Origin of the sequence: Sphingobium mellinum (genome assembly GCF_037860795.1) — a bacterium.
GTDB lineage: Bacteria > Pseudomonadota > Alphaproteobacteria > Sphingomonadales > Sphingomonadaceae > Sphingobium > Sphingobium mellinum.
The window spans coordinates 357,643-375,299 of sequence record NZ_JBANRK010000001.1 but is presented as its reverse complement, the minus strand read 5'-3'; the positions used below and the strand labels follow the sequence as shown (position 1 = coordinate 375,299).

General features: G+C 65.3%; 18 protein-coding genes and 1 tRNA gene. 15 read left to right on the top strand and 4 right to left on the bottom strand.

Features of this window, described 5'->3' with window-relative positions; genetic code table 11:
• Window positions 1–116 precede the first annotated feature (116 nt).
• The 13 genes from AAC640_RS01885 to AAC640_RS01825 all read left to right on the top strand — a co-directional run bounded on the left by AAC640_RS01885 (window position 117) and on the right by AAC640_RS01825 (window position 12,006).
• Window positions 117–944 carry a type II secretion system protein N gene (locus tag AAC640_RS01885; RefSeq protein WP_340264385.1) on the top strand — a complete coding sequence of 276 codons (828 nt, stop codon included), beginning with the start codon at window positions 117–119 and terminating at the stop codon, window positions 942–944.
• Window positions 941–3,121, top strand: a complete 2,181-nt coding sequence (gene gspD / locus AAC640_RS01880) for a type II secretion system secretin GspD (protein WP_340264384.1) — start codon at window positions 941–943, stop codon at window positions 3,119–3,121. Before AAC640_RS01885 ends, gspD begins: the two co-directional genes overlap by 4 nt.
• Window positions 3,118–4,665, top strand: a complete 1,548-nt coding sequence (gene gspE, locus AAC640_RS01875; RefSeq protein WP_340264383.1) for a type II secretion system ATPase GspE — start codon at window positions 3,118–3,120, stop codon at window positions 4,663–4,665. Before gspD ends, gspE begins: the two co-directional genes overlap by 4 nt.
• The gene (gspF, locus tag AAC640_RS01870; RefSeq protein ID WP_340264382.1) at window positions 4,658–5,875 is read left to right on the top strand and encodes a type II secretion system inner membrane protein GspF; all 1,218 of its coding nucleotides are present in this window, start codon (window positions 4,658–4,660) and stop codon (window positions 5,873–5,875) included. The genes gspE and gspF overlap by 8 nt, the downstream gene beginning before the upstream one ends.
• Before the next feature lie 10 nt (window positions 5,876–5,885).
• Window positions 5,886–6,389 carry a type II secretion system major pseudopilin GspG gene (gspG, locus tag AAC640_RS01865; protein ID WP_340264381.1) on the top strand — a complete coding sequence of 168 codons (504 nt, stop codon included), beginning with the start codon at window positions 5,886–5,888 and terminating at the stop codon, window positions 6,387–6,389.
• Window positions 6,390–6,489: 100 nt separating this feature from the next.
• On the top strand, window positions 6,490–6,897 hold the full coding sequence (locus AAC640_RS01860) for a GspH/FimT family pseudopilin (RefSeq protein ID WP_422794949.1): 408 nt from the start codon (window positions 6,490–6,492) through the stop codon (window positions 6,895–6,897).
• Between the two features lie 40 nt (window positions 6,898–6,937).
• A complete protein-coding gene (gene gspI / locus AAC640_RS01855) occupies window positions 6,938–7,327 on the top strand; it encodes a type II secretion system minor pseudopilin GspI (protein ID WP_340264865.1) in 390 nt (129 codons plus the stop codon).
• Window positions 7,324–7,965, top strand: a complete 642-nt coding sequence (gene gspJ, locus AAC640_RS01850; protein WP_340264379.1) for a type II secretion system minor pseudopilin GspJ — start codon at window positions 7,324–7,326, stop codon at window positions 7,963–7,965. The genes gspI and gspJ overlap by 4 nt, the downstream gene beginning before the upstream one ends.
• Window positions 7,958–8,947, top strand: coding sequence for a type II secretion system minor pseudopilin GspK (gspK, locus tag AAC640_RS01845; protein ID WP_340264378.1), 990 nt, complete (start codon window positions 7,958–7,960; stop codon window positions 8,945–8,947). The genes gspJ and gspK overlap by 8 nt, the downstream gene beginning before the upstream one ends.
• On the top strand, window positions 8,944–10,056 hold the full coding sequence (gene gspL / locus AAC640_RS01840) for a type II secretion system protein GspL (protein ID WP_340264377.1): 1,113 nt from the start codon (window positions 8,944–8,946) through the stop codon (window positions 10,054–10,056). The genes gspK and gspL overlap by 4 nt, the downstream gene beginning before the upstream one ends.
• Window positions 10,053–10,541, top strand: a complete 489-nt coding sequence (gene gspM / locus AAC640_RS01835; protein ID WP_340264376.1) for a type II secretion system protein GspM — start codon at window positions 10,053–10,055, stop codon at window positions 10,539–10,541. The genes gspL and gspM overlap by 4 nt, the downstream gene beginning before the upstream one ends.
• Complete coding sequence (locus AAC640_RS01830) at window positions 10,538–11,260, top strand: type II secretion system protein N (RefSeq protein ID WP_340264375.1); 723 nt, start codon at window positions 10,538–10,540, stop codon at window positions 11,258–11,260. The genes gspM and AAC640_RS01830 overlap by 4 nt, the downstream gene beginning before the upstream one ends.
• Complete coding sequence (locus AAC640_RS01825; RefSeq protein ID WP_340264374.1) at window positions 11,257–12,006, top strand: prepilin peptidase; 750 nt, start codon at window positions 11,257–11,259, stop codon at window positions 12,004–12,006. The genes AAC640_RS01830 and AAC640_RS01825 overlap by 4 nt, the downstream gene beginning before the upstream one ends.
• A gap of 39 nt (window positions 12,007–12,045) precedes the next feature.
• Here the strand turns inward: AAC640_RS01825 and AAC640_RS01820 are convergent.
• The 3 genes from AAC640_RS01820 to AAC640_RS01810 form a co-directional block, all read right to left on the bottom strand.
• Window positions 12,046–12,120: transfer RNA gene (locus AAC640_RS01820), tRNA-Glu, on the bottom strand.
• 291 nt (window positions 12,121–12,411) lie between these two features.
• Entirely contained in the window at window positions 12,412–13,200 is a 789-nt protein-coding gene (locus tag AAC640_RS01815; protein ID WP_340264373.1) for a SapC family protein, read from the bottom strand.
• Between the two features lie 142 nt (window positions 13,201–13,342).
• Window positions 13,343–14,782, bottom strand: coding sequence for an FAD-binding oxidoreductase (locus AAC640_RS01810; protein WP_340264371.1), 1,440 nt, complete (start codon window positions 14,780–14,782; stop codon window positions 13,343–13,345).
• A 78-nt stretch (window positions 14,783–14,860) separates the two neighbouring features.
• On the opposite strand from AAC640_RS01810, the gene AAC640_RS01805 reads away from it, so the two are divergent.
• Together AAC640_RS01805 and AAC640_RS01800 are read left to right on the top strand one after the other, a co-directional pair.
• A complete protein-coding gene (locus AAC640_RS01805; protein WP_340264370.1) occupies window positions 14,861–15,295 on the top strand; it encodes a hypothetical protein in 435 nt (144 codons plus the stop codon).
• 120 nt (window positions 15,296–15,415) lie between these two features.
• Complete coding sequence (locus tag AAC640_RS01800) at window positions 15,416–16,783, top strand: DEAD/DEAH box helicase (RefSeq protein ID WP_340264369.1); 1,368 nt, start codon at window positions 15,416–15,418, stop codon at window positions 16,781–16,783.
• A 69-nt stretch (window positions 16,784–16,852) separates the two neighbouring features.
• Here AAC640_RS01800 and radC read toward each other — a convergent pair whose 3' ends face one another.
• Complete coding sequence (radC, locus tag AAC640_RS01795; RefSeq protein ID WP_340264368.1) at window positions 16,853–17,548, bottom strand: RadC family protein; 696 nt, start codon at window positions 17,546–17,548, stop codon at window positions 16,853–16,855.
• Window positions 17,549–17,657: the final 109 nt, after the last annotated feature.

The following is a 17,657-nucleotide window of genomic DNA, read 5'->3' as shown; positions in this document are numbered from 1 at the left end:
AATGCAAGCGTCGTCGCTTGCGGGTTGCTGCTGTCAGGAATAGGTCACATGCTTGTCATCCGATAGTAAAAACAGTTTCCTAGCAGGCGCTGGTATCAAGGGGGACTACCAGGTTTATGCGCGCGCCGTTTCGCGATAATCTTCAGGGATGGGGCAACCGGTTGCCGCCGATTGATTGGCTGCGCGTGGCGGAACGGCTGCTGCTCGGGCTGCTGGCGCTGCAGTGCGCGAGGCTGCTGTGGACCGTGCTGACCCCGGTAGGCAGCTTCGGCCCGTGGGAAGGACGGCAAGCGCAATTCCCTCCGCTCGCCTCGCGGCAGGCGCTTTTTTCGACCTTCGACCCCTTTTTCCGATCCGGGCAGACGCAAGCGAGCAGTGGCGTCGTCACCTCGCTGGCGCTGACCGTCTATGGCATCCGCCTCAATGAAGGGTCGGGCCAGGGTTCCGCTATCGTGGCGGGACCCGACGGCGTGCAGAACAGTTTCGCGGTGGGCGAGGAAATCCTGCCCGGCGTCGTCCTGAAGGCGGTGGCGTTCGACCATATCACGATCGATCGGGGCGGCGTGGAAGAGCAGGTCTACCTTAACCAGTCGCAGCCGGCTCTGGCTCCTTCAGCTGTGGAAGCGCCTGCGGGCGCACCTTCCGCCGGGGTAGCGGGTATCGACAATCCGACCGCCGATGCGCTTCGGCACGACGTGGGCGTCAGTCCGCGTCTGCAGAATGGCCGTGTCACCGGCCTCATCCTGATGGCCCGGGGACCCGCGTTCCAGAACGCCGGCTTCATGTCGGGCGACATCATCACCCAGATTGACGGGCACCCGGTGGGCTGGACCAACGATCTCCAGGCGTTGCAGGGAAAAATGGTCCCCGGCGCGCGCATTTCCCTGACGGTCGAACGCGGCGCGGCGCCAACGACGATCAACCTGACGCTGCAAGGCCAATGATTAGAAAAACGCTTTTTTCCTCTGCCATGGCTCTTGCGCTGGCGATTCCGATCGCGGCGCCCTTGCTGGCGCAGCAGACGCTCAATGTCCGTGACGCCGATATCCGGGCCTTCATCCAGGATGCGGCACGCGTGACCGGGCGGACCTTCATCATCGACAATCGGGTGCAAGGGAAGGTGTCCGTCGTAACGGATCGGCCTCTGTCGCGATCGGAATATTTCGAAATTTTCCTGTCGACCTTGCGCGCCAACGGCTTGGTGGCGGTACCGGCGCCGGGCGGGTCCTATCGCATCCAGCCGGCCGATGGCGCCGCGGGGCAGCCGAGCGTCGTCGGCCGTGCGTCCAACCGCAACCAGTTCGTGACGGAAGTCTTCCGCCTGCGATCCATCGATGCGGCGAGTGCGCTGGAAACGCTCCGTCCCTTGGTCAGCAGGGACGGGTCGGTCACGGCAAACCGTGCCGGCAACAGCGTGGTCGTGGCGGACTATGCCGACAATATCGGGCGCATCCGCCAGGTGATCGCCCGGATTGATCGCGATACGGCGGCAACGCAGATGGTGAAGTTGCGCAACGCCGGCGCGCGGGAGATAGCGACCTCGCTGCAAGCCCTGGTGGCGAGCGGTGGAGGCGAAGGCGCAGCCCGCGCGGCAACCATCGTACCGATCGACAGCAGCAACTCGGTCGCGATCCGGGGCGACGCGGGCACCGTGGCGCGGCTGGCCGCCATGGCGCGCGACCTCGACCGGCAGGCGGCGAGCGGGACGGAAATTCGTGTCTACTGGCTGGAGCATGCGGACGCCGAAAAGCTGCTGCCCGTGTTGCAGCAACTGGTCGGGCAGTCGACCAATATGCCGGTGACTGCGTCGGTCCCGGCTGCGGTCAACGGCCCTGCCTCGCCCGCTCCGGCTCCGACGGTTTCCATGGCGGGCGGTGCGTCGGGAAACGGCATCTCGACGCGCGGTCCGGCGATCGTCACCCGCTACGAAGGCGCAAACGCGATCATCGTGGCGGCCAACAGCGACGTGCAGCGGATGCTGGGCGAGACAATCCGTCAGCTCGACACGCGGCGAGAGCAGGTGCTGGTGGAGGCGATCATCGTCGAAATCAGCGATGCCGCCGCCAAGAAGCTGGGCGTCCAATTCCTGATCGGCAGCACGAAGACCGGCTTCGCCGCGACCAATTACTCCAACGCATCTCCCAATATATTGACGCTGGCGGGAGCGATTGGTGCCAATGAACTGGGTTCCACCACGACTACCGTCGTCGCGCCGGACGGCACCCGGACCACGACGGAGACGCGCCAGAATGGCGATCTGTCGAACACCCTTCAGCAGGCGGCGGTCGATAGCCTGATGAACGCGACCGGCGGCTTCGGCGGCGTGGCAACGCGGCTCGGCAGTAACGGTATTTTTGGGGCGATCATCAATGCGGTGAAATCGGATACCGACAGCAATATCCTGTCGACGCCGTCAGTCATGACGATGGACAATCAAAAGGCGTCGATCCTGGTCGGCCAGCAGGTCCCGATCACGACCGGCGAGGCGCTGAGCCAGAATTTCGACAATCAGTTCCGCACCGTGCAGCGGCAGGATGTCGGCATAAAGCTGGAGGTGAAGCCTCAAGTCAATGAAGGGGGCGCGATCAAGCTGTTCCTCAAGCAGGAAGTGTCGAGCGTTGCCGGGCCGGTGTCCAACAACAACAGCGACCTCATCATCAACAAGCGCGAGATCGAGACGACGGTGACGGTCGACGACGGCGAGATATTGGCGCTGGGCGGGCTGCTGGACGACAATGAGCGCAAGACGATCGAGCGCATCCCGCTGCTGTCCGATATTCCGGGGCTGGGCGAGTTGTTCAAGTCGCGGAGCAAGAGCCGCACCAAGACCAACCTGATGGTCTTCATCCGCCCGACGATCCTGCGATCGAAGGAGGACGCGGCGAAGCTGACCCAGCAGCGCTACGGCTATATCCGCGGCATGCAGTTGCAGCGTAATCCGGATCAGGAGCCGGGCATCGACGAACTGGTGCGTGACTATATGGGCGCGACCCCGCCGACGGCTTCGCAGCCTGGCGACGCGGTCGTGCGGCCGGCTGCTGAAGTGATCGAGCCGACCGCGCGCCAGTCGACCAGCGTAGTGCGGCCGGTGGATATGCCCGCCAGCGAGAGAAAGCGATGAGCGAGCCTTCAACTTCCTTGCGCGACACCGCGGTTGCGCATCACGCGCCGCGCGCGGTGGACATTCCCTATGTGTTCGCGCGCAAGCACGGCGTGGTGATGCTTCCTTTGGAGGGTGAGCGGCTGACTATCGCCGTGCGGGAGGGCAGCGATCCGCGTGCTCTGCTGGAGTTGCGGCGCCATCTGGCCCGTAGCTTCGACGTGCGCTTTGTCGACGGCGCACAGTTCGACCGCCATCTTTCCGATCATTATGCGATGGAAGGCAGCGCGGCCGCCATGGTCGGGTCGCTTGAAGTCGGCGCTGACGAGCTCGACATCCTCGCCGCCGACATTCCCACGGCTGACGATCTGCTCGACAGCGCAGACGATGCGCCGGCGATCCGCCTGATCAACGGCATCATCGCCGAAGCGGCCCGACAGGGCGTGTCCGACATTCATGTCGAGCCTTATGAAACCGGGCTGATCGTCCGGATGCGCATCGACGGCGTGCTGCGCGAGACGCTGCGTATGCCGCCCCATGTCGCGCCAGTGGTGGTGAGCCGCATCAAGGTGATGGCGCGGCTGGACATCGCCGAGCGGCGCGTGCCGCAGGATGGGCGCATCGGGCTGACGCTGGGCGGCAAGCTTCTGGATGTGCGCGTGTCGACGCTGCCGAGCCGGGCGGGCGAGCGGGTGGTGCTGCGTATTCTCGACAAGGAGAATGCGGGCATGAACCTTGACCTGCTGGGCATGGCGGGGGCGGCGGACCGGATTTTTCGTGAACGATTGCAAGAACCGAACGGGATTATTCTCGTCACCGGGCCTACCGGGTCGGGCAAGACGACCACGCTGTATGCGGGCCTGCGACAGTTGAACGATGGTACCCGCAACATCCTGACCGTTGAGGACCCGGTCGAATATGCGATCGAAGGGGTCGGCCAGACGCAGGTGAATGCCAAGGTCGGGCTGACCTTCGCAGCCGGGCTGCGCGCCATGTTGCGTCAGGATCCCGACGTGGTGATGGTCGGCGAAATCCGTGACCGGGAGACGGCGGAGATCGCCGTGCAGGCGTCGCTGACGGGGCATCTGGTGTTGTCGACCGTGCACACCAATGACGCAGTCGGCGCGATCACGCGGATGCGCGACATGCGGGTGGAGCCGTTTCTGCTGGCGTCGACCCTGCGCGCGGTGATCGCGCAGCGGCTGGTGCGGAGGCTGTGCCAGAATTGTCGGGAGCCCGTGCAGGCGGACAAGTCGGCCAGCGCCTTGCTGGGCTTTGATCCGGGCACCATCATCTACCAAGCGGGCGGATGCGAACAGTGTAACGGTTCGGGCTACAAGGGCCGGATCGGCGTGTTCGAGGCGATCGGGGTGGACGATACGATCCGGCGGCTGATCAACGACGGCGGCGATGAATCGCTGATTGCGCGCCATGCCTTCCTGAACGCGCCCAATCTGGGATCGGCGGCGCGGGCGCTGGTGCGCGACGGGCAGACCACGGCCGAAGAGGCGATCCGGGTGTCCCGGCGCGACGCTGCGGAGGCGGAAACCATCGTCGATGGGTGAATATGACTATATCGCGATCGACGCGGCCGGAAAGGAACGCGCGGGCAAGGTCAAGGCCGAGACAGTAGAGGACGCGCGCGCCCGGCTGGACGCGCGCAAGCTGTTCATCGTGCGGATCGAGCCGGGCGCGGCGGAAAAGGCGCGCAAGCGAGCAGGCCTTTTGCTGCGCGCGCCGCGGCTGTCAGCCAAGGAGCTGACGTTGTTCACACGCCAGCTTTCGACGCTCATCCAGGTCAGCCCCCTTGAGGAGTCGCTGCGCACGATCGGGCGGCAGAGCGAGCAGGCGCATGTCCAGGCCATCGTCGGTAAGGTCCATTCGGGCGTGCTGGAAGGACGACGCCTGTCGGATGCGCTTGGCGCCGAGCCGAAAAGCTTCCCGCCGCTCTATCGGGCGATGATTTCGGCCGGCGAAAGTTCGGGCAGCCTGCCGACGATCATGGAGCGGCTGTCCGAGCTGATGGAGCGCCAGGCGGTGATCCGGTCGAAGGTGCTGACCGCCATTGCCTATCCCAGCGTGCTGGCGGCCTTTGCGGTATGCGTGGTTGCCGCGCTGATGATCTTCGTCGTGCCCAAGGTGGTTGAGCAGTTCGACACGGTGGGGCAGGACCTGCCGCTGCTGACCCGGATGGTGATGGGGATTTCCGCTTTTCTGGCGGGCTACTGGTGGCTGCTTGCCGTCCTGGTCGCGCTGGCGGGCGTCGGTTTCTGGCGGGCGATGAAGGTGGAAAGTCTGCATTATCGTTTCGACGCGATGATGCTGCGCCTGCCGCTGCTGGGGCGGCTGATCCGCGATCTGCATGCGGCGCGGATGGCGCGGACCCTGTCGACGATGGTGGCAAGCCGGCTGCCGTTGATGGAGGGGCTGTCGCTTACCACCCAGACGGTTCACAACCGGGTGCTGCGGCAAGCGTCGGAGGAGATTGTCGAGGCCATTCGCCGCGGCGGCAGCCTGTCGGCGGCCCTTCGGCGGGCGGGGGTGTTTCCCCCGCTTCTGGTCTATCTGGCGGCGAGTGGGGAGAGCGCGGGCAGGCTGGACACAATGCTGGAGCGTGCGGCGGACTATCTGGAGCGGGAATTCGACAGTTTTACGTCTGCCGCGCTTGCCTTGCTGGAGCCGCTTATCATCATCGCGATGGGCGGCATTGTCGCCGTCATTATCCTGTCCATCCTGCTGCCGATCCTGCAATTGCAGAGCCTGACGGCGGCGTGAAGGAGCGTTTATGAAATTCCCCGACCTCAAATCCGTCCAGCTCCTGCGCCAACGGACGCGTGCGCGTTTTTCGACTTCGATCGCCGCGAACGGGGCACGGGAGAATGGTTTCACGCTGATTGAGCTGATGGTCGTGATCGTGATCATCGGCCTGCTGGCGACGATCGTTGCCATTAACGTCATCCCGGCGACCGATACGGCGCGTGTGGAGAAGGCGAAGGCCGACATCGCTACGATCGAACAGGCGCTGGAACAGTATCGGCTCGACAATCTGTCTTACCCCTCGGCCACTGACGGGTTGCAGGCGCTCATCAGCCCGCCGGCATCCCTGGCGCAGCCGCAGCGCTATCGACGCGGAGGCTATATCAAGAAGCTGCCCGACGATCCCTGGGGACGTCCTTATAAATATGTGGTGCCCGGCAAGAAGGGCGCGTTCGACATTAGTTCGCTGGGCGCGGACGGCCAGCCGGGCGGCGAGAACGAGAATGCGGACATCTATTCCAGCGAACTGTGACCGTTCGCAGGCACAACTGACGTTTTCGCGACGTTCCGCCGAACACGGTTTCACGTCTTTGCCAGGTTCCGCCGAACACGGTTTCACTTTGATCGAGCTGATGGTCGTGCTGACGATCATCGGCTTTGTCACGGCGGCCGTCGTGCTGGCCATCCCGGACCCGCGCGGGCGCGTGATCGAGGATGCCGACCGCTTTGCCGCGCGGGTTGCCGCCGCGCGCGACGAAGCGATCGTCACCGCGCGTCCGATGGGGGTGTGGGTGTCGGCTTCAGGCTATGGCTTTCAGCGTCGCGATGGGGGGGAGTGGGTCGGACTGGAGGACAAGCCTTTCACAACCGCCAACTGGAAAGGCGGCACGCGGGCTCTGGTCGGGCAGGATGGCCGCCAGCAGATAGGCTTTGATGGCACTGGCTTACCGACCGATCCGATGACGGTGACGCTGGCGCGCGAAAGCGAACGTGTGTCGGTGACTGTGGATATGGCCGGGAAGGTCATGGTCGGTGGGTAGCTTTGGCGGTGATTCGGCCGATGCCGGCCTGAAAAGCGCGATTTTCCGCGATCGCCTTTTCTCGGCCAAGGCCGGGGATCAGCGTGGCTTCACCCTGCTGGAGATGCTGGTTGCGCTGGCGGTGTTCAGTCTGGCGGCGCTCGCTCTGGTGCGCCTGGAGGGGGTGACGCTGCGCACCGCTGCCGATCTCGACAGCAAGGCGATGGGCCAGATCGTGGCGCGCAACCTGATGGTGGAGGTGCAGACCGATCCCGCGCCGCCCGCGCTGGGCTCGCAGGAGGGGGAGGTGGATAATGGCGGACGGCGCTGGCATTGGGTGCGGTCGATCAAAGCGACGGACGACAAGAGGCTGTTGCAGGTTGACCTGACGGTGGCGGGGCAGCCGGGATCATCGCCCGTGGTGCTGAGCTTCTTGCGGGTCGTGGCATGACGCCCGATCCCACCTCCCGGGAGCGCGGGTTCACCCTGATCGAGCTTCTGGTCGCGCTGATGATCTTTGCGATGCTGGCGGCGGCGGGCGTCCTGCTGCTGGGCAACAGCGTGTCGGCACAGGCGCAGATCAAGCGGCGGCTGGACGATATGGCGGCGGTGCAGCGCGCGGCGGGCGCACTCGGGGCGGACCTTGGCCAGGCAGTGCCGCGCATCAGCCGCACCGAAGCGGGCACGCTGGCGCCGGCCTTCTGGTCGCACAGGGAGGGGGAAGCGGTGCCGGTGCTGCAATTCGTGCGCGGCGGCTGGGACAATCTCGGCGACCTGCCGCGCCCGTCGCTGCAGAAAGTCGAATATTGGGTACGGCAAGGGCGGCTGGAGCGGCGGACCTATGCGCAGGTGGATGGCGCGGCGGGCGATGCGCCAGCCGCTCTCCTGGAGCAGGTGGAGGATGTCGCGCTGCGCTTTCGGGACGCGGAGGGCAAGTGGCGCGATGAATGGGTGCCCGCTCAACCCGACCTCATGCCGCGCGCGGTCGAGATGGTGCTGACGCGCACGGGTGAGCCGCCGGTCACCTTGCGGTTCCTGGTCGGGCCCGGTCCCGCCGCCAGGCCCGATGGGGAGGCTACCGGTGGCTGATCCGGGAAAAAGAGGCGAACGCGGTGCGGCGCTGTTGACGGTGCTGCTGCTGGTCGCGGTAATGGCGGTGGTGGCATCGACCGCACTGGAGCGGCTGGCGTTGGCGACGCGCATGACAGGCAATGGCGGCGCGGTCGATCAGGCGCGCGCCCTGGCGGATGCAGCGACGGAAGTCGCGCGGCTGAAGATCGGCGACCGGATCGCAGCCAGTCCCGGCAAGGTGACGCTCGCGGGCAACTGGATGGGGATGCCTCGGACGATTCCGATGCCGGGCGGGGTAGCGACGGTGCGGGTGAGCGACGGGGGCAACTGCTTCAACCTCAACAGCGCGGTTGCGGGCGACAATGAAGCGAACCTGAAAGTTCGGCCAGTGGGCGTGGCACAGTTTCAGGCGCTGCTCCAGGCGCTGGGCGTGGACGCGCGGCAGGCGCAGGGGGTGGCAGTGTCGCTCGCGGACTGGATCGACACCGACAGCGTGCCCCAGCCGGGCGGCGCGGAGGACGAGACCTATGCGCAGGCGGCGCGGCCCTATCGCACCGCCAACCGCTTCATGATCGACCCCAGCGAACTGCGGTCGGTCGCCGGGGTAACCCCGGCCATCTATGATCTTGTGCGGCCCTGGATATGCGCGCTGCCGACCGCCGACCTGTCGCCGATCAACATCAACACGCTGCTGCCCGAACAGGCGCCGCTGTTCGCGATGCTGATGCAGGGGCAGATCAGCGTCGCGCAGGCGCGGCAATTGCTGGCGCAGCGCCCGGCGAGCGGTTACGGCAGCACCGTGCAATTCTGGGCGCCGCTGGCTTCCCAAGGCGTCAACCCGCTGGAAGAGGCGGCCAATCAGGTGAAGCTGACGACCGGGTTTTTCGGCGTGGACGTGTCGGTGAATGTCGGGGGAACAGAAGTCATGGAACGGGCGCTGATTGATGCGCGGCAGAGCCCCGCCGTGCTGATCCGCCGCGGTTGGGGCGGAAGCGCATGAACGTGCGCGAGGGTTTGATCGTTGCGCTGCCCGAGCAGGGCGAGCCGTGGTGGATGCGCGTGGCTGACGGCTCCGTGACGCAAAGCGGCATCGGCGCGAACTGGCTGGCGGCGTGCGGCCTGATCGCGCTGCCCGAGGATGCGAGGGTGTTGCTGGTTGCGCCCGCCGCGCTGGTGACGCTCCATTGGGTCGGGCACCCCGATCTCGCACCGCGCCAGGGTCGTGCGGCTGCCCGTCTGACTGCGCTTGCTGGGGCACTGGTCCCCGCCGACCAGCTGTTCGCCGCAGCGGACGAGAATGAGGACCCCGCCCGGCCGCACCTGATCGCGGTCGCGGCGCGCAGCGACATGCAGCATTGGCTGCTTTGGGCGCAGCATCATGGGCTGGATCCCGACATCATCGTGCCCGCCCCGCTGCTGCTGCCCGAGCCGGCTGAGGGTTTCCATCGCGCGTCGATCGCCGGCGAGCCGGTGCTTCGGGGCCGGGACATGGCGGTAGTGGGTGACATGACCGTTACCGGGTTGATCGACGAGGCGGCGGTGCGGGACGTCCCGGCCGACCAGGTGAGCGCGCTGGCGATCGCTGCGATGGATCAGCCGCCGATCGATCTGCGGCAGGGCGATTTCGCAAAGCGTGTGCGCCGCCCCGTCGATCAGCGGACGCTGGCCCGGATCATGCTGTGGAGCGGCCTTATCTTGGTGGCCAGCCTGCTGATCGCGCTGATCGGCATTGCGCGTCAGCATGTGGCGGCGAGCAATCTGGACGGTGAGAGTCTGGTGCTGGCCCGGCAGGTGGTGCCCGGCGCGGTTGACCTCGACCGGGCCGATGCGGAAATGGAGCGGCAGCTGGCTGCGCGCGGGGCGGGAGCCTATGCCTTCACACCGCCGGTCGCCGGGCTGATGAGCGCGATGCAGGATGCGCCGGGCGTCTCGCTGACAGCGCTGTCACGCGATCCCGACGGAATGATCCGGGCGACATTGGCCGCTGCGAAGGTAGATGACATCAATCAGGTGCTGCTGGCGCTGCAGGCGGCGGGATTCACGGTGACGGCCACCCCGTCGCAGGACCCGGGCGGGCGAATGCTGGCGGACATCACGGTGCGATCATGATGGAACGGGTGAAGATCCTGTGGGCTGAGCGGAGCCCGCGCGAGCAATGGATGCTGGGCGTCATGTTCGCGCTGCTGGCGATTGTGATCATCTGGCTTGGCGTGTTGCGTCCGCTGGACGCGGCGCAGCGATCGGCGGGCGATCGGCTGCGGGAGGCGACAGACCGTAACGCGGCCGTCCGGGCCAAGGTGAAGCTGCTCAAGGCCTTGCCCGCTGGGATCGGCGCGAGTTCGGTGACCGCTGCCATCGACCAGTTGGTCGGGCAGAGCGCGGGCGAAGCCGGGCTGACGCTGGAACGGGCGCAGGCGAAAGGAGGCGGGCGGATCGACATTGCCATCGCTTCGGTACGGCCGGTCGCGCTCTTTTCCTGGCTCGCCGCACTTGAATCGCGCGGTATTCGGGTGGAGACGATGAGCGCGCGGCCGGGGCCCACGGCGGGCAGCGTATCGGTTCAGGCGGTGCTGGTGCGGGGAGAGGCGCGATGATGGGACTTCGCCTCTCGCGCCGTATGCGGATACTGCTGATCGCCCTTTTCATGTCGGGCCTCATCCTGTTCATGCCCATGCGGATTGCGCTTGGGCTGGCGGGGCTGGAGCGCTTCGGTCTCGCCGCGCGCGATGTGCGCGGGTCGATATGGAGCGGGCGCGTTGATCAACTGATGCTGGGCAGCATGTCGTTGGGATCGGTGCGCGCCGCCCTTTCGCCGATCGCATTGCTGACCGCGCGGGCGCGGTTCGACATCTGGCGGCACGAGGGTGCGGCCGACGATGTGAGCGGCGCGCTGACCGTCGGCTTCGGGCGTGTCGGCGCGGATGACGTATCCGGGGCGCTGCCGCTCGGACGGACCTTTGCGCCATTGCCCATTGGCAGTTTCGTGCTGGACGACGTCAGCGTCGTTTTTTCCGACGATCGATGCGCTCAGGCCGGAGGCCGGGTGCGCGCGCAGATGGGGGGGCAATTTCCCGGCCTTAACCTGACCCAGGGCATGTCGGGTACGGCGACCTGCGACGGCGAGGCCCTGCTGCTGCCGCTGGTGAGCCAGTCGGGCCTGGAGAAGATCAATCTGCGTATTTGGCGATCGGGCCGCTATGTCGCGGACATGCGGGTGGAGACGGCCGATGTCACGTTGGCGGACGCGCTGGCCAAGGTGGGGTTTGCTGATGCGGGCGGGGCGCGGGTGCTGAAGATCGAAGGAGCGTTGTGATCCAGCCCTGGACAGCGCTGCTGGGCGGGGTTGCCGGCGCGATCACCGGCAGTTTTCTGGCCACGCTGATCCTCCGCTGGCCCGAGGGGCGTGGCATCATGCGCGGCCGTTCCTCCTGCGACGGCTGCGGGCGGGTGCTGGGCGCGATCGACCTTGTCCCGATGCTGAGCGCGGTGGTGCAGCGGGGACGCTGCCGCATATGCGGCGCACCCATTGATGCGCTGCATGGGCGGGTGGAAGCAGCCTGTGCCATTATCGGGGCGCTTGCGCTCGGCTTCCTGCCGGGGATTGATGGAGCCGGATGGGCGCTGCTGGGCTGGCTGCTGCTGCCCCTCGCCGTGCTCGACTGGCGGCATTTCTGGCTGCCCGATGCGCTGACGCTGCCGCTTGCCTTTCTGGGGCTGACGGTCGGCCTGTGGGTGACGGACGTTCTGTTGCTGGATCGGGTGATCGGGGCGGGGGCAGGCTATGGCGTGATGACGGCGGTGGCGATCGGCTATCGGTTTGTGCGTGGTCGCGACGGATTGGGTATGGGGGACGCCAAGCTGATGGGAGCGCTCGGCGCCTGGTTCGGATGGCGGGCGCTGCCCTTCATCTTGTTGCTGGCAGCGAGTCTGGGCCTGGTGGCGGTTCTTGCGGCGATCGCGGCCGGCAAGCGGATCGATCGCGCGACGCGTGTGCCGCTGGGCAGTTGCCTCGCCTTGGCGGCAGTGCCGGGGTGGGTGCTTTCGGTGCTGATCCGTTGATCTCAACAGCTTTGCTGACCGAGGTCAAGCCATGCCGTCTGGTGACCCCTACGGGAATCGAACCCGTGTTTCAGCCGTGAGAGGGCCGCGTCCTGACCGCTAGACGAAGGGGCCATACGCCGCGCGGGGCAGCGAACAGGCGGTGGCGTTTAAGAGGCTGTCCGCTTCGCGTCAAGCGAAACCGGCCAGCGGTGACCTTCCACAAAAAACCACCCCATGCATCCGCATGGGGTGGCCAAGGTTCAGGGAGGAGACGCCTCCAAAAGGGGGGAGGCGCCCATACGACACACCCGAAAGGGGGGCAGGTGCGCCGTATGTTCGGTAGATAAAGAAGGTCCGCTTCCGTTTCAAGTGGCAGGAAGAAACCTTTTTCAGCAATATATTGATCTATATTAATTATGCGGGTCAGGCATCGGCCGTCTGTGGCGCTGACGCGACGGAAATCGGCCCTTTGCCCTGGCTGACCTGCGCTTCGAATACTTCGCGCATCAACTGCAGCGAAAAAAGATGCGCGTAAATCAGCGGGAGCATCCCATTCTGGCTGATCTTCCGCAACTGATCGCCGCGCATGTCGCGCAGCTTTTCCTCGTTCACCATGCGGAAGCCGCGATAAACAAAAGGTTGGTCGTTGCCTGGCACCTGGATGGCGACTTCGCCGTCCATCAGCAGGTCAAGGTCGGTCAGGTCCTTCATGAACTGACCCGTCCGCCCGGCGGCCTGTTCGAAATCCTCGCAGAACTTGAGCACGCCCTGCGTCACTTCGCTCGGTTTGCCATCGTCGAACAGGGGCTGACCATCTTCGAACTCGCCAATTGCGTCACTGGTCGGGTCGAAGCACAGTGAAAGTTCGTCGCTGTCGGGACGGAGCTTTGCCAGCATCCACGGGTAGCGCCGCACATAGGCGGGGACATAGGTGGGGCCGCGCAGCTTGCCTTCGTCGTCGAGGAACGTGTTGACGCCCTCGTTGAGGCCCATGAGCGCGAGCGGAACCGGCTCTTCACCGGCCGAAAAGATGATCGGCACGAAACGCTGGGCAGCGACGAATTCGTCGACGGTCAGCGGTACGGCATGCTGTGTGACCAGGAACGGCGCGGACTCGACCGAACGGCTGCGCCAGTTGGCATGATCGGCGCTGCTGAGCGGAGTCAGGTCATTGTAGAAAACCGGAAGGCCATTCGCGGGCGCGCTTGCCATATTGCATGTTCCATTCTGTCAAAAGCGGCGCATGCGGGTACGCCACCTGTCTCTAAAAACTGGACGAGGGCGATATAGGCCTTGGCCTGCCCAGGCAACCGCTTTGTCGGCGCATTGGGCGGGAGAAGGCGCTGCCATGTGCTCAGCCCTCGTCGGCGCGTGGGATCAGCTTGTCGGGGTTCATGATCCCCTGCGGATCAAACGCCGCTTTGACTGCGCGAAGGGCGTGGAGGCGCGCCGGGCTGGCAAGCCGGCCGAGTTCCGCGCGCTTCATCTGCCCGATGCCATGCTCCGCCGAAATCGAGCCGCCAGCCGCCACCACCGCATCATGGACGAAAGCGCTGATCGCGTGCCCCTGAACGGCGATCCAGCCCGGGCCGTCGGTCGTGCCCCTGGGCGCGCGCACGTGAAAATGGACGTTGCCGTCGCCCAGATGCCCGTAGGAGGAAGCTGTAGTGCCGGGAAATTCCCGTTCGGCGCCGGCTGCCACGTCGAGCATGAACGCGGGCATGCGTGCCACCGGAACACTGATGTCATATTGCAGCGCGGGTCCCTGCGCGCGTTCTGATTCCGACAGCGACTCGCGCAGGCGCCAGAAGGCCTCGGCTTGCGCCTCGTTGGCGGCGATCGCCGCATCGAGCGCGATGCCCTGGTCGATCGCGGCGGCCAGCGCGCCTTCAAGTCGTTCGGCGGGGCCAGGATCAGTCAGGTCGCCATGATCGACCTCGATCAGCGCATGCCAGGGCGCTCGCGTTTCAATGGGGCAACGCGTGCCGGGAACGTGGGACAGGACATGACCCAGGCTGTCGTCGGCGATCACCTCAAACCCTTCGACACTGTCGCCCAACCGCGTTTCGGACAGACGCAGTAGCGCGAGGGCCGCGGCGGGCGAACGCACGCCGACCCACCCCACCGCTCGCGCCGCGACCGCGGGCACCAGGCGGAGCGCGGCGGCGGTGACGATGCCGAGCGTTCCTTCCGCGCCGATAAGCAACTGCTTGATGTCGTAGCCTCGATTGTCCTTCTTGAGCGCGTCCAGCCCGTCGAAGACGCTGCCGTCGGGCAGTACGGCTTCAACCCCTTCGACAAGCGCGCGCATCGGCCCATGGCGCAGCACCTGCGTGCCGCCGGCGTTTGTCGAAACAAGGCCGCCGATTGTCGCCGATCCCTTGGCGCCAAGGCTGAGGGGAAAACGCCTTCCCACCGCTTCCGCCGCGTCATGGAGCGTCGTCAGGATCACGCCGGCCTCGCACACCGCGAGATTGTCGTCGGGCGAGAGCGATCGGATTTGGTTCATCCGCCGCAAGGACAGGATCAACGCCGAGCCGTCTGCTGGCGGCGTCGCGCCCCCTACCATGGAGGTATTGCCGCCTTGCGGCACCAGCGGCACACGCAATTCGGCGGCGAGAGCGACGGCGATCGCGACTTCCCGCGTCGAAGCCGGCTGGATGATCGCGGACGCCGCGCCATGGAAGCGTCCGCGCCAGTCGGTCAGCCAGGGCGCGATGTCGTCGGGATCGGTGATGACGGCCTTGGGACCGAGCAGTTGTCGGAACCGCGCGATGATGTCTTGTCCTATCATGACACGATGCTATGCCTCGGAATTCATCGACGGTTCAACCGTCGGTTCATAGCTTCCCAGCCCCAAAAGGGGTCCGTCTTGCTTCATTCCGTTCTGTTGCTTTTGATCGCGCCTGATGGCGAAGCCGTTCGGATGGCGCAACTGGCGATCGAACAGCGGCTTATCGTCCGTGTACCCATGGCCAGGAAGGGCAAGGCGCCTGCGCCCATCCTGCCGCAGGCTCGCGACCTATGGAAGGAAAAGAAGGGCCCGCGCTGCGTCGCGCTGCGGTCGATTCGCTCAGCCAGCGTAGTTGTGGAAAACGGTGTCGATCTGTTGTTAGCCGACAATCACCGGTATCGAGCGCGGTTGGAGCGGGGATGCAGTTCCACCGGTTTCTATTCTGGTTTCTATGTCGAACCGGACGAGGACGGCTCGCTCTGTTCCGGTCGGGATCTGTTGCAGGCGCGCAACGGCCTTAGCTGCGGAATAGACAGTATACGACGGCTAGAGGAGGTCGACCGGGGCGACTGAACCGTTCAGCGGGTCAGGACGTTTGCGCGATTTTCTTGACAAGAAGCCGATATTTTCGCAAGGCGCGGCCAAATTCCCGCTGCGCGCGCGGCGGAGATCCTCTGTGTCCCGGACAACTGAATGACCTTTGCCGATCTCGGCCTATCCGACGAATTATTGAAGGCCGTTACCGAGGCCGGATATGACACGCCCACGCCCATTCAGGCACAGGCGATCCCCCCCGTCCTCATGATGAAGGACATTATCGGCATTGCCCAGACGGGCACGGGCAAGACCGCGAGTTTCGTGCTGCCGATGATCGACATCCTGGCTCATGGTCGGGCCCGCGCGCTGATGCCCCGATCGCTGATCCTGGAACCCACGCGTGAACTGGCCGCGCAGGTGGCGGAGAATTTCGAGAAGTACGGCAAGTATCACAAGCTTTCCATGGCTCTGCTGATCGGCGGGGTGCAGATGGGCGATCAGGTGAAGGCGCTGGAAAAGGGCGTCGACGTGTTGATCGCCACGCCCGGCCGGCTGATGGATCTGTTCCAGCGCGGCAAGATCCTGCTCAACGGCTGCAACATGCTGGTGATCGACGAAGCCGACCGGATGCTCGACATGGGCTTCATTCCCGACATCGAGGAAATCTGCACGAAGCTGCCCGCCCAGCGGCAGACGCTGCTTTTTTCCGCGACCATGCCGGCGCCGATCAAGAAGCTGGCCGACCGCTTTCTGACCAATCCCAAATCGATAGAGGTGGCGCGTCCGGCGACGGCGTCGACCCACATCACCCAACGGCTGGTGAGGGTCGATTCTCGCAAGAAGCGTGAAGCGCTGCGGGCCATGCTGGAAGCCGAGGAGGTGCAAAGCGCCGTCATCTTCTGCAACCGCAAGACGACCGTGCGCGAACTCAACAAGAGCCTGCAGCGCTATGGCTTCAAGTCGGGCGAGATCCATGGCGATATCGACCAGTCGACCCGTATTGCCGAACTGGAGCGCTTTCGTGCGGGGACGGTCAACATCCTGGTTGCATCGGACGTCGCGGCGAGAGGCCTGGACATCAAGGGGGTGAGCCACGTCTTCAATTTCGACGCGCCTTGGCATCCTGATGATTATGTCCATCGCATTGGCCGCACGGGACGGGCCGGGGCGAAGGGAGTCGCCTACACCTTCGTGACCGCAGACGATGCCGAAGCGATCGACAATATCCAGAAGCTGATTCATCAGACGATCGAAACCATCGATGCGCCGGGAGCCGCCGCCGCCCCGGTCCAGAAAGCAGATGAAGAGGGGCGGAGCGAACGGGGCAGGCGCAAGGATGCGCCGCGAGGCGAGTTGCGTTCCGATGTCCGCCGCGCCGAAGCGCCTCGCCGCGAAGCGCCTCGTCCCACCCGTGCCCCGGCCGCTGGCTCACGTCAGCGCAGGCCTGAACCTGTGGCCGATGGGCCGGATGACGGCTGGAACGGCCCAGTTCCCGAGTTCCTGTCCTTTGGCTTCAGCGGCTGAACCGGGTCAGCTTTAGCGGCAGGTCTCGGCCGATGCAGTGGGACAAGCGGGGCGCGCCTTTTCCGCCGCCTATAACAGGCCCATTGCGCGCAGGCTGCTGTGGCCCTGTGATCCGATGATGATGTGATCGTGGACTGCGATGCTGAGTCTCTTGCCGGCTTCAGCGATCTGGCGCGTAATCTCAATGTCCTGACGGCTGGGTTCGGGCGATCCGCTCGGATGATTGTGGACCAGGATCAACGCTGATGAGCCGAGGTCGATCGCCCGACGGATAACCTCGCGAGTATAGATCGCTGCCTGATCGATGGAGCCGTCCCCCATATGCTCGTCGCGAATCAGCATGTTGCGGCTGTTGAGATGCAGCACCCGCACCCGCTCCACTGCCAAGAAGGCCATGTCGGCCCGCAGATAGTCGAGCAGCGCCTGCCAACTTGCGAGCACCGGACGCTCCGCAACGTCGTTTCGTAGCATCCGAACCAGTATCGCGTGGATGATCTTGATTGCGGCTGTGCTGGTATCGCCCATGCCTGGCACGCGCGCAATCGCTTGCCAATCCGCCGCCATCAATCCGCCGATGCCGCCGAATTCGCGCAGCAGCGCCTTGGCCAGCGGCTTGGTGTCGCGGCGCGGTATCGCGAGGGCGAGGAGATATTCGATCAGTTCATGATCGTGCAGCGCTTCGCCGCCACTGTCCGCCAGCTTCTGGCGCAGCCGCGCGCGATGGCCCGCGCCGTCATGACTGCCACTTTCGTTCTTTTCCGCCAATGTCTTAATCAGTCCCCTGTGTCGCGGCGGCGGACGCTATGCGTTGCGCAAATGGCGGGCAAGGATATTTAAGCTCGCTGGTACGTTGTGAAGGCGTTACGGATACAAT